Origin of the sequence: Mycobacterium colombiense (assembly GCF_003284935.1) — a bacterium.
GTDB lineage: Bacteria > Actinomycetota > Actinomycetes > Mycobacteriales > Mycobacteriaceae > Mycobacterium > Mycobacterium arosiense_A.
Genome location: NZ_QMEV01000104.1, coordinates 1 through 10,720, shown reverse-complemented (window position 1 = coordinate 10,720; position 10,720 = coordinate 1). Strand labels below are relative to the sequence as shown.

At 69.6% G+C, this 10,720-nt stretch carries 12 protein-coding genes; 4 read left to right on the top strand and 8 right to left on the bottom strand.

The features are described from left to right. Window positions 1-99: 99 nt before the first annotated feature. Together DQP57_RS25185 and DQP57_RS25180 are read left to right on the top strand one after the other, a co-directional pair. The gene (locus DQP57_RS25185) at window positions 100-882 is read left to right on the top strand and encodes a site-2 protease family protein (protein WP_112635463.1); all 783 of its coding nucleotides are present in this window, start codon (window positions 100-102) and stop codon (window positions 880-882) included. Window positions 883-922: 40 nt separating this feature from the next. Further along, window positions 923-1,819, top strand: a complete 897-nt coding sequence (locus tag DQP57_RS25180) for a cation diffusion facilitator family transporter (protein ID WP_112635461.1) — start codon at window positions 923-925, stop codon at window positions 1,817-1,819. A gap of 4 nt (window positions 1,820-1,823) precedes the next feature. Here the strand turns inward: DQP57_RS25180 and DQP57_RS25175 are convergent, their stop codons facing one another. Further along, window positions 1,824-2,237 (bottom strand): DUF3151 domain-containing protein, encoded by a 414-nt coding sequence (locus tag DQP57_RS25175; RefSeq protein ID WP_112635469.1) that lies wholly within the window; start codon window positions 2,235-2,237, stop codon window positions 1,824-1,826. 120 nt (window positions 2,238-2,357) lie between these two features. On the opposite strand from DQP57_RS25175, the gene DQP57_RS25170 reads away from it, so the two are divergent. Then, window positions 2,358-3,230, top strand: coding sequence for a hypothetical protein (locus tag DQP57_RS25170; RefSeq protein WP_112635448.1), 873 nt, complete (start codon window positions 2,358-2,360; stop codon window positions 3,228-3,230). 102 nt (window positions 3,231-3,332) lie between these two features. Here the strand turns inward: DQP57_RS25170 and fbaA are convergent, their stop codons facing one another. Further along, window positions 3,333-4,367, bottom strand: a complete 1,035-nt coding sequence (gene fbaA / locus DQP57_RS25165) for a class II fructose-bisphosphate aldolase (RefSeq protein ID WP_112635446.1) — start codon at window positions 4,365-4,367, stop codon at window positions 3,333-3,335. Between the two features lie 141 nt (window positions 4,368-4,508). Between fbaA and DQP57_RS25160 the strand changes: the two genes are divergently transcribed. Then, on the top strand, window positions 4,509-5,201 hold the full coding sequence (locus DQP57_RS25160) for a DedA family protein (RefSeq protein ID WP_112635444.1): 693 nt from the start codon (window positions 4,509-4,511) through the stop codon (window positions 5,199-5,201). Window positions 5,202-5,213: 12 nt separating this feature from the next. Here DQP57_RS25160 and DQP57_RS27510 read toward each other — a convergent pair whose 3' ends face one another. From DQP57_RS27510 to DQP57_RS25130, 6 genes are read right to left on the bottom strand one after another with little or no spacing between them, the layout of a single operon-like run. After that, a complete protein-coding gene (locus DQP57_RS27510) occupies window positions 5,214-6,566 on the bottom strand; it encodes a 3-oxoacid CoA-transferase (RefSeq protein WP_112635442.1) in 1,353 nt (450 codons plus the stop codon). Beyond that, a complete protein-coding gene (locus DQP57_RS25150) occupies window positions 6,563-7,702 on the bottom strand; it encodes a glycoside hydrolase family 76 protein (protein ID WP_112635440.1) in 1,140 nt (379 codons plus the stop codon). Before DQP57_RS25150 ends, DQP57_RS27510 begins: the two co-directional genes overlap by 4 nt. 52 nt (window positions 7,703-7,754) lie before the next feature. Continuing rightward, window positions 7,755-8,402 (bottom strand): TrmH family RNA methyltransferase, encoded by a 648-nt coding sequence (locus DQP57_RS25145; RefSeq protein WP_112635438.1) that lies wholly within the window; start codon window positions 8,400-8,402, stop codon window positions 7,755-7,757. Then, window positions 8,399-9,283, bottom strand: a complete 885-nt coding sequence (locus DQP57_RS25140) for a hypothetical protein (RefSeq protein ID WP_430920178.1) — start codon at window positions 9,281-9,283, stop codon at window positions 8,399-8,401. The genes DQP57_RS25145 and DQP57_RS25140 overlap by 4 nt, the downstream gene beginning before the upstream one ends. A 30-nt stretch (window positions 9,284-9,313) precedes the next feature. Continuing rightward, window positions 9,314-9,853, bottom strand: coding sequence for an orotate phosphoribosyltransferase (gene pyrE, locus DQP57_RS25135; protein ID WP_112635465.1), 540 nt, complete (start codon window positions 9,851-9,853; stop codon window positions 9,314-9,316). Then, on the bottom strand, window positions 9,840-10,616 hold the full coding sequence (locus tag DQP57_RS25130; RefSeq protein ID WP_112635467.1) for an SDR family NAD(P)-dependent oxidoreductase: 777 nt from the start codon (window positions 10,614-10,616) through the stop codon (window positions 9,840-9,842). Before DQP57_RS25130 ends, pyrE begins: the two co-directional genes overlap by 14 nt. Window positions 10,617-10,720 lie beyond the last annotated feature (104 nt).

Genomic DNA, 10,720 nt, shown 5'->3' with positions numbered 1-10,720 from the left:
GCCGTGCTGCGCGACAGCGTCCCCGCGCCCCGCACCGCGCGACGGTCGGCGTTCTACCGCCACATCGAAGGCTGGCTGCTGGTCCGCTAGTTTCGTTCGGTGAGCTTCCCTGCCTCCCAACACGAATCGGTACGGCCCAGCCCGATCTTTTTGGGCCTGCTCGCCTTGACGGCCGGCGGCGGCGCGCTGGCCTGGTCTGCCGGGGCCAGCGCACGGCCGCTGGCCTACGCCGGGGTCTTCGTCTTCGTGATCGCCGGCTGGCTGGTCTCGCTGTGCCTGCACGAATTCGGGCACGCGCTGACCGCCTGGCGGTTCGGCGATCACGATGACTCCGTGCGCGGGTACCTGACCCTGGACCCGCGCCGCTACGCCCATCCCGGGCTATCGCTGGCGCTGCCGATGGTCGTCATCGCGCTGGGCGGGATCGGCCTGCCCGGCGCGGCGGTCTACCTGCGGACCTGGTTCATGACCCCCGCCCGGCGCACCCTGGTCAGCCTCGCGGGCCCGGCGGCCAACCTCGTGCTGGCGGTGCTGTTGCTGGTGGTGACGCGGTCGTTCTTCGACCCGGCGCACGTGGTGTTGTGGTCCGGGGTGGCCTTCCTCGCGTTCCTCCAGCTCACCGCCGTGCTGCTCAATCTGCTGCCCATCCCGGGCCTGGACGGATACGACGCCCTGGAACCGCACCTGAGCCGCGAGACCCAGCGGGCGCTGGCACCGGCCAAGCAGTGGGGCTTTGTCATCCTGCTGTTCCTGCTGCTGGCCCCGGTGCTCAACCAATGGTTCTTCGGGCTGGTGCTGTCGCTGTTCGACCTGTCCGGCGTGCCGGGCGTGCTGGTGGGTTGGGGCAACGCGCTGACCCGGTTCTGGAGCCGCTGGTTCTGACCCTTGCCATATATGCGCTTTGACGCATATATTCCGGGCCATGGGCGCAGGCCACAACCACACCCCGGCCGAGACGGACCACGCTCGGCTGATCCCGCGCATGATCATGGCCGCGGCGATTCTGGCGGCATTCTTCGTGGTCGAGCTGGCCACCTCGTTGCTGATCAACTCGATCGCGCTGCTGGCCGACGCCGGCCACATGCTGACCGACGTCGTCGCCGTGTTCATGGGGCTGGCCGCCGTCACGCTGGCCCGCCGCGGCAGCTCGTCGCCCGCGCGCACCTACGGCTGGCACCGCGCCGAGGTGTTCACCGCCGTCGCCAACGCGGCGCTGCTGATCGGCGTCGCGGCGTTCATCCTCTACGAGGCCATCCGGCGCCTGCGCGAGGCCCCGGCCGTGCCCGGCGTGCCGATGATCGTGGTCGCGCTGGCCGGGCTGGCCGCCAACTTCGGCGTCGCGCTGCTGTTGCGTTCGCACTCGTCGGGCAGCCTGGCGGTCAAGGGCGCCTACATGGAGGTCGTGGCCGACACCGTCGGGAGCCTGGGCGTGCTGATCGCCGGCGTGGTGACGGTGACGACCCACTGGCCCTACGCCGACGTGGTGGTGGCCGTGCTCGTGGCGCTGTGGGTGCTGCCCCGGGCCATCTCGCTGGCCCGCGACGCGCTGCGGATCCTCTCCGAATCGTCGCCGACCCACATCGACGTCGAGGAGCTGCGCGCCGCGCTCGGTGCCGTCGACGGCGTGATCGACGTGCACGACCTGCACGTGTGGACGCTGTCGCCCGGCAAGGACATGTGCACCGCGCACCTGATCAGCACCGGCGACTCCGCCCGGGTGCTGCACGACGCGCGCGTGGTGCTCTCGGCGCGCGGGCTCGAGCACGCCACCGTCCAGATCGACTGCCCCGACGACAGCGACTGTTCGGACAGCTTTTAGGGCGTCACAGCCCCAGCGCGGCGCGCGCCCCGGGGTCGCAGTCGTCGAGCAGGTCCAGGCAGCGCGCGTACTCGTCGGTCTCGCCGATGGTGTCGGCGGCGCGCGCCAGGGCCGCCACGCAGCGCAGGAAGCCGCGGTTGGGTTCGTGCGCATAAGGCACCGGCCCGAAGCCCTTCCAGCCGTTTCTGCGCAGCTGGTCCAGGCCGCGGTGGTAGCCGGTGCGCGCGTAGGCGTAGGCGGTGATGGCCTGGTCGTCGGCCAGCGCCTGCTCGGCCAGGGCCGCCCAGGCCACCGACGCGGTCGGATGCGCGGCGGCGACGATGCCGGGCTTTTCACCGGCGAGCAGTTCCGCCTCGGCATCGGTATCTCCGGGCAGCAGGATCGGGTCGGGCCCTAGAAGATCTCCCATCGGCGTCATGGCTCTATTCTGCAGCTCGCTCGTTTTGCCCGCGTGACGCACCTCGGGCATCGCCGCGAGCCGGGCGCTTGGTCGCTAAGCTCTGCAACTACCCCACGAAGCGGGAGGACAGTAGTACTCATGCCCAACCCATCCGAACCCGACCGCGGCGGCGCGCCGAACCGGCCCGGGTTCGACCCACGCGATCCTCGCGCCGAACACAGCGACGAATGGGGGGCCCAGTCCGGCTTCGACACCGGCGAAGACGCCACCGAGAGCGTCCCCATGGTCCCCAACGACGCCGAGACCGAGACCGTGGTGATCAACAGGCCCGACCCGCAGGGTGGCCCCGAAGAGATACCGGATGGGCCGCAGCGCGAACGTCGCTTCACCGCGCCCGGCTTCGACGCCAAAGAGACCGCGATCATCAACACCACCGCGGAACCGGCCACCGAGGTGTTCGCGACGCCGCCGGGACCCGACGGCACCGCGCAGTTCGGTGTCCCACCCAAAGCCGCTGTCCCGCAATCGATTCCGCCGCGCTTCGGGGCGAAGCTGCGCACCTCCCGGCAATTCAACTGGGGCTGGATACTGGCGCTGGTGGTGATCGTGCTGGCACTGGCGGCGATCGCGATCCTGGGCACTGTGCTGCTGACCCGCGGCAAGCACGCCAGCGTCTCGCAGGAGGACCAGGTTCGCCACACCATCCAGACCTTCGACGTCGCGATCCAGCGCGGTGATCTGACCACGCTGCGGACCATCACCTGCGGCGCCACCCGCGACGGCTACGCCGACTACGACGAGCACGCGTGGGACGAGACCTACCGGCGCGTGTCGGCGGCCAAGCAGTATCCGGTGATCGCCAGCATCGACCAGGTGGTGGTCAACGGCCAGCACGCCGAGGCGAACGTCACCACGTTCATGGCGTATGACCCGCAGCTGCGCTCCACCCGCAGCCTGGATCTGCAGTACCGCGACGACCAGTGGAAGGTCTGCCAGTCCGCCAGCGGGTAGATCGGGCTTTCGGGCCGCGGCGCCCTCCGCGAGACTTAAACCACGGCGACCCGCATCGGCGTGTCGTGTGCGTGGTTTACGTGTCGCGGCTGAGCGCGCCGGCTAGCGGCCCAATGACCTTCCCGCGCAATGCAGGTCGGTGCAGGCCTGCACCACCCGCTCGGACATCGACGCCTCGGCCTTCTTGAGGTAGCTGCGCGGGTCGTAGACCTTCTTGACGCCGACCTCGCCGTCGACCTTGAGCACGCCGTCGTAGTTGGCGAACATGTGGCCGGCGATCGGGCGGGTGAACGCGTACTGGGTGTCGGTGTCGACGTTCATCTTCACCACGCCGTAGCGCAGCGCCTCCTCGATCTCCGAGCTCAGCGACCCGGACCCGCCGTGGAAGACGAAGTCGAACGGCTTGGCGTCATCGCCCAGACCCAGCTTGGCCGCGGCCACCTTTTGACCCTGGGCAAGGATGTCGGGGCGCAGCTTGACGTTGCCGGGCTTGTAGACGCCGTGGACGTTGCCGAAGGTGGCGGCCAGCAGATATTTGCCGTGCTCGCCATGGCCCAGCGCGTCGATGGTCTTCTCGAAGTCGTCCGGCGTGGTGTAGAGCTTGTCGTTGATCTCGTTGGCGACGCCGTCCTCTTCGCCGCCCACCACGCCGATCTCGATCTCGAGGATGATCTTGGCGGCCGCCGCCTCGGCGAGCAGTTCCCGCGCGATCACCAGGTTCTCGTCGATCGGCACGGCCGAGCCGTCCCACATGTGCGACCCGAACAGCGGGTCGCGGCCCGCCGCCACCCGTTCGGCCGAGATCGCCAGCAGGGGGCGGACATAGCTGTCCAGCTTGTCCTTGGGGCAGTGGTCGGTGTGGAGCGCGACGTTGATCGGGTACCTGTCGGCGATGCGGCGGGTGAACTCGGCCAGCGCCACCGCACCGGCCACCATGTCCTTGACGCCCAGGCCCGACGCGAATTCCGCACCGCCGGTGGAGAATTGGATGATCCCGTCGCTGCCGGCGTCGGCGAAGCCCTTGAGGGCCGCGTTCACCGTCTCCGACGACGTGCAGTTGATCGCCGGGAAGGCGTACGCCTCTTCCTTGGCGCGTCGCAGCATCTCGGCGTAGACCTCGGGCGTGGCGATGGGCATCAGACACCTCCTGACGGCTGGTCCTACCCAACCACGGATGCGTGGTTGACAGCTACCCGGTGAGGCGGGGCGCGGGTCAGTCCGCCCCTTAAGGCCCGGTGTGTGCGGGCCAGGGTCGTTTCGCCGGTATGTTGAGGGATCATGAGCACCGCCGTGACGGCCCTGCCCGACATCTTCGACCCGATGTATTGGTTGGGCGCCAACGGCGTCTTCGGGTCGGCGGTGCTGCCCGGCATCCTGATCATCGTCTTCATCGAGACCGGGCTGCTGTTTCCGCTGCTGCCGGGCGAGTCGCTGCTGTTCACCGGCGGCCTGCTGGCCGCCCACCCCAATCCGCCGGCGAGCATCTGGGTGCTGGCCCCCGCCGTGGCCACCGTGGCGATTCTGGGCGACCAGACCGGCTATTTCATCGGCCGGCGCATCGGTCCGGCGCTGTTCAAGAAGGAAGACTCGCGGTTCTTCAAGAAGCACCACGTGACGGAGTCGCACGCGTTCTTCGAGAAGTACGGGCCCTGGGCGATCATCCTGGCCCGGTTCGCGCCGTTCATTCGGACGTTCACCCCGGTGGTCGCCGGGGTGTCCTACATGCGCTACCCGGTGTTCCTGGGCTTCGACATCGTCGGCGGCATCCTGTGGGGTGGCGGCGTGACGGTGGCCGGCTACTTCTTGGGCAACGTGCCGTTCGTGCACCACAACCTGCAGAAGATCCTGCTGGCCATCCTGGTCGTCTCGCTGATGCCGGCGTTCATCGCCGCCTGGCGCAGCTACCGCGGACGGCGGCAGGCGCAGGGCAGCGAGGACCGGGAATCCGAGCGGCTGCCGGCGGCCGAGTAACCGGCCGCGGGGTCAGAGCGCGACGGTGAAGTCGCAGCCCGTCTTGGCGCGGACGTCCTCGACCGTCACGCCGGGCTGCAATTCGGTGAGCACCAGCCCCTGTCCCGGTGCGACGTCGAAGACGCACAGGTTGGTGATGATCATGTCGACCACGTTCTTGCCGGTCAGCGGCAGCGTGCACTGGCTGAGGATCTTCGGGCTGCCGTCTTTGGCGGTGTGATCCATCAGCACGATCACGCGCTTGACACCCGACACCAAATCCATTGCGCCGCCAGGCCCTTTGACCATCTTGCCCGGCACCATCCAGTTGGCCAGGTCGCCGTTCTCGGCGACCTCGAGCGCGCCCAAGATGGATAGATCGATGTGGCCGCCGCGGATCATCGCGAAGGAATCGGCGCTGCTGAAAAAGCTCGACCCGGGCAGGCTGGTGATGGTCTGCTTACCCGCGTTGATGAGATCGGGGTCGACGGCGTCCTCGCTCGGGTACGCCCCGATGCCGAGCAGACCGTTCTCCGACTGCAGCGTGACCTTGATGCCGTCGGGAATGAAGTTGGCCACCAGCGTCGGGATGCCGATGCCCAGGTTCACGTAGAAGCCGTCGCGCAGTTCCTGGGCGGCGCGCTGGGCCATCCGCTCGCGCAGCGGGCTGTCACTCTTCAGCGCGGCGCCGCCGCTGGTGGTGCGGAACTCGATGCGCTTCTCGTAGCCGGAGCCCGCGATGATGCGGTCCACGTAGATGCCGGGGGTGTGGATCAGGTCGGGGTCCAGCTCGCCGACCTCGACCAGCTCCTCGACCTCGGCCACCGTGATGGCGCCGCAGGTGGCGATCATCGGGTTGAAGTTGCGGGCCGTCTTGCGGTAGACGAGGTTGCCGGCGGTGTCGCCCTTCCACGCCTTGACGATCGCGACGTCGGCCCGGATGCCTTCTTCCAGAACGTATTCGGTGCCGTCGAAGACCCTGGTGTCCTTGCCCTCGGCGAGGTTGGTGCCGAAGGCCGTGCGGGTGTAGAAGCCGGGGATGCCGGCGCCGCCGGCGCGCAGCTTCTCCGCCAGCGTGCCCTGCGGCGTCAGCACCAGGTCCAGCTCGCCGGCCAGCACCTGGCGCTCGAATTCCTTGTTCTCGCCGACATAGGAGGCGATCACCTTCTTGACCTGCCGCCCCTTGAGCAGCAGTCCCATGCCGAAATCGTCTACGCCGGCGTTGTTTCCGACGATGGTGAGGTCCTTGATGCCGCTGTCGACCAGAGCCTGGATCAGCTTCTCGGGGATGCCGCACAGACCGAAGCCGCCCGCGGCGATGGTGATGCCGTCCTTCAGCAGGCCATGCAGAGCCGACTCTGCGTCCGCGTGGACCTTATTGCTCACAGGGTGCTCCCCTTCTCGTGCGGCGACTCGGCGGAGACGTTACAGGCGGCCTCCATGAGCATCCACCCCGACAGCTGCACCGACAGGTCTCGTTCGGCGACCTCTGAAGCCATCACCGCGCCCTCGACGAATTCCGCCTCTTTGCCGCCCGCCCTGGGCAGCTGGGCGTCGCGGTCCCAGAACGGGCCGAACACCGGCAGCCCGTCCACCGTCTGCCTGTTGTCCCAGGCCGCCTTCGCGCTGGCCAGCACGATCCGCCGGGCGGTGTCGCGGGCCAGCGCGTCGTCGGTCGACTCCCCCGGCAGCGTGGTGGCCACCAGCGCCAGGTAGCGGGCGGTCACGCCGGCGAACAGGCCGCCGTCGCCGCCGCCGGCCCCGGCCAGCACGCCCGCCGGCGCCATGTGCTCGTCCACCGCCGCGACCAGCCGGTGCACCCGGGCGGCGTGGCGCTGCCTGACCTCGACGGCGGTGCGGGCGGCCAGCTCGGTCTCCAGCCCGAGCACCACGCCCTGGCAATAGGTGTACTGCGCGCGCACCAGCGAGCCGGCTTTGATGCCGTCGAACACCAGGTGCGTCTCCGGGTCGATCAACGTCGCCTCGATCCAATTCCCCATCTGCTCAGCGCGTTTCAGGTGGTCCCCGTAGCGGGCGAGGAAGATCCCGGCAGGTCCGTTGGCCGGGGCGTTGAAGAACTGGTCGGACTTGCGCCACGGGATCCCGCCGCCGTCCTCGGGCACCCAGGCGTTGACGAACTGGGCGGCGAGCTTGGGCAATGCGCGCCGCCGCTGCACGCCGGCGATCCGGGCGGCGCGTTCGAGCGCCAGCGCCAGCCAGGCCATGTCGTCGTAGTAGCTGTTGATCCACGAGAAGTTGTTGCGCAGCCGGTGCGAGCGCACCTGCCGGTTGATCTCGGTGTGGCGGTGCGGCTGCGGATCCCGCGCCTGGGCGTCGACCAGGCAATCCAGCAGATGCGCCTGCCACCAGTAGTGCCAGGTGCCGAACCAGCGGTCGCGCCGCGTCGCCGGCCAGGCCACCACCCCCAGCTGTGTGGCCGGCAGTCCCCAGAGGCGTTTCAGGTGTCGTTGCGTGACAGCGGCTTCGCTGCTGGCCGCGCGATTGGCCCAGAGCTGATCCATACCTGTCGATCCTGCCGCACCCGGTCGAGTGCGCGCGTGGGGGCGTCGGGACTTACCAGGCCTGGGACAGGTCGGCGTGCTGCTCGACCCAGGCGTGCATGGCGATGCCGGCGGCGACGCCGGCGTTGATGCTGCGCGTCGAGCCGAATTGCGCGATCGACACCGTCAGCGTTGCGCCGGTGCGGGTGTCGTCGGTGATGCCGGGTCCCTCCTGGCCGAACACCAGCAGGCACTCGCGCGGCAGCGCGGCCTCCTCCAGGCGCGCCGCGCCCGGCACGTTGTCGACGGCGACCACGGTCAGGCCGGCGTCGGCCGCGAAGTCGAGCAGCTCGGCGGTGCTGTCGTGGTGGCACAACCGCTGATAGCGATCGGTCACCATGGCGCCCCGGCGATTCCACCGCCGCCGCCCCACGATGTGCACGGTGTGCACGGCGAAGGCGTTGGCGGTGCGCACCACCGAACCGATGTTGGCGTCGTGGCCGAAGTTCTCGATCGCGACGTGCAGGGGATGCCGGCGCCGGTCGATGTCGGCGATGATCGCTTCGCGGGTCCAGTACCGGTAGGCGTCGACGACGTTGCGGGTGTCGCCCTCGCGCAACAGGATTGGGTCATACCGCGGGTCGTCGGGCACCTCGCCCTGCCACGGGCCGACACCGGCCGGCGGGGTCGCGGACCATTCGGTGGGCCCGGGTCCGCTCATCGCTGCGTCCACACCCCGGCGTGCGTGCCGTCGATGGCCACCGTCGCGTACAGCAGCGCGTCGTTGATCTCGCCCTGGGTGCACAGCGACGCGTTGACGTGCACCGCATCCAACGACGCGTCGGGCAGGATCAGCACCGACGACCCGTAGGTCGAGCACGCCGGATTCAGTCCGGGGGCGGGCAGGGTCGGGGAGGCCAGCAGCATCATCGGGCCGCCGCGCTTGACGGACTCGTCGCGGTAACGGGCGGCGACCGCGGTGGCCTCCAACCCCAGCAGCATGTAGCCGTTGCCGGTGAACGCTCCCGGATCACCGAGCTGCGTCTTGGTCACCGGGGCGCCGTCGGCGCGCCATGCCGACAGGCTGGCGGTCTTGACGGCGAGCCCGCCGCTGTCGTTGGGGTTGGTGGGCAGCAGCCCCACCGGGAAGGCGACCGGATACGCCGACGAGCTGTTCGGGATCCGGTCGCGCGGCGAGTAGCCGTAGACGCCGCGCACCTGGCTTCGATCCTTCAGCGGCCCAAGGCAAACCGTGCCGGTGAGCCGGTCGCGGGGCGCCGAGAGCGGCGCGGGCACGTCACGCACGCCGGTCTTCGCGTTGTCACAGCTGCCCAGGCCGGCGGTCTCCATGGGGTGGGCCAGCGCGCCGTAGAGACCGAAGCGGATGTCCTCGGGTTTGGCGTGCGGATCCTTGGCCGAGGCCGGGCTCGCGTCGACGTCGACCAGCACGTAGTCGCCGTCCCAGCGCAGATTCGACACCGACATGTTCCAGCCCAGCAGGGCCAGCGATTCGCCGATCCGCGCGCCCTGGGCGCCGTAGGGACGCACGGGCTGGCTGGAGGACGAGCAGCCGGCCAGACACAGCGTCAGGCAGGCCGCCATCGCAAGGAATGTGCGCACGGTGAGGTCGGCCTAGCTCAGCCCCAGATCGGCGAGCCCGAGCACACTTCGGTAGGGCAGCCCCTCGGCCTCGATGGCCTCGGCGGCGCCGGTGGCGCGGTCCACCACGGTGGCCACCCCCACCACGTCGCCGCCGGCCTCCTGCACGGCGCGCACCGCCGTCAGCGCCGAGTTTCCGGTGGTGCTGGTGTCCTCGACCACCAGCACCCGCTTGCCGGAAACCTCCGAGCCTTCGATAAGGCGTTGCAGCCCATGGGTTTTGGCGGACTTACGCACGACGAAGGCGTCGATCGGCCGGCCGGCCGCGTGCATGACCGCGGTGGCCACCGGATCGGCGCCCAGCGTCAGGCCCCCGACGACGGCGTAGTCCCAGTCGCTGGTCAGTTCGCGCATCAGCACACCGATCAACGCCGAGGCGCGGTGATGCAGGGTCGCCCGGCGCAGGTCGACGTAGTAGTCGGCCTCCTTGCCCGAGGACAGCGTGACCCGCCCGTGCACCACCGACAGGCGTCGCACCAGCTGAGCCAGCTCTTCAAGGTCAGGTCCGGCCACGGCCACTCCCGATTCGTTTGGTGACGGCCCGCATCAAGGTCCGCGGCATCAGGCGTTCGGCGGCGATGATCGCCTTGTACTGCAGGCCCGGGATGCTGATCACCTTGCCGCGGGCGATATCGGCCAGGCTCTGGCTGACCACGTCGTCGACCTCGAGCCACATGAACGACGGCGACTTGGCCATGTCGATCCCGGCGCGGTCATGGAATTCGGTGTGCACGTAGCCCGGGCACACCGCGTGCACGGAAACACCGGTGCCCTGCAGGCCGACGGACAGGCCCTCGCTGAACGAGATCACCCAGGCCTTGGACGCCGAATACGTCGACCCGCGCCCGGGCACCAGCCCGGCGATGCTGGCGATGTTGATGACGGTGCCCTCGCCGGCCTCGAGCATGGCCGGCAGGGCCGCGCGGGTCAGGTGCATGACGGCGGTGACGTTGACGTCGAGCTGGGACTGCAGCAGGGCGGGATCGGCGGACCAGAAGTCGCCGGACGTTCCGAAGCCGGCGTTGTTGACCAGGACGCGCACTCCCCCGGCGGCGAGCCGCTCGCAGACCCGCTGACGGCCGGAGGCGTCGGCCAGGTCGGCGGGCAGCAGCTCGACGGAGCCGGAATGCTTCTGCAGTTCGTCGGACAGCCTGGTCAGGCGGTCGACGTCGCGGGCGACCAAGACCAGGTCGTAGCCGTCGCGCGCGTAGCGTCGCGCGAACCCGGCGCCGATTCCGGACGTAGGCCCGGTGATCAGGGCGACGGGGCGAGGCATGAGCGACATCTTAATGACGGCGGCATCGCCGGCCTTGCGGCCGCCCGGGGCCCGCCGTCAGCGCTGATAGTTGCTGGCCTGGTGGCCGTTGCGCCCGCTCGGCG

Coding starts and splice junctions, on each gene's coding strand:
- DQP57_RS25180 (WP_112635461.1), top strand. CDS start 923: ATGGGCGCAGGCCACAACCACACCCCGGCCGAGACGGACCACGCTCGG.
- DQP57_RS25175 (WP_112635469.1), bottom strand. CDS start 2,237: ATGACGCCGATGGGAGATCTTCTAGGGCCCGACCCGATCCTGCTGCCC.
- DQP57_RS25170 (WP_112635448.1), top strand. CDS start 2,358: ATGCCCAACCCATCCGAACCCGACCGCGGCGGCGCGCCGAACCGGCCC.
- fbaA (WP_112635446.1), bottom strand. CDS start 4,367: ATGCCCATCGCCACGCCCGAGGTCTACGCCGAGATGCTGCGACGCGCC.
- DQP57_RS25160 (WP_112635444.1), top strand. CDS start 4,509: ATGAGCACCGCCGTGACGGCCCTGCCCGACATCTTCGACCCGATGTAT.
- DQP57_RS25150 (WP_112635440.1), bottom strand. CDS start 7,702: ATGGATCAGCTCTGGGCCAATCGCGCGGCCAGCAGCGAAGCCGCTGTC.
- DQP57_RS25145 (WP_112635438.1), bottom strand. CDS start 8,402: ATGAGCGGACCCGGGCCCACCGAATGGTCCGCGACCCCGCCGGCCGGT.
- DQP57_RS25140 (WP_430920178.1), bottom strand. CDS start 9,283: ATGGCGGCCTGCCTGACGCTGTGTCTGGCCGGCTGCTCGTCCTCCAGC.
- DQP57_RS25130 (WP_112635467.1), bottom strand. CDS start 10,616: ATGCCTCGCCCCGTCGCCCTGATCACCGGGCCTACGTCCGGAATCGGC.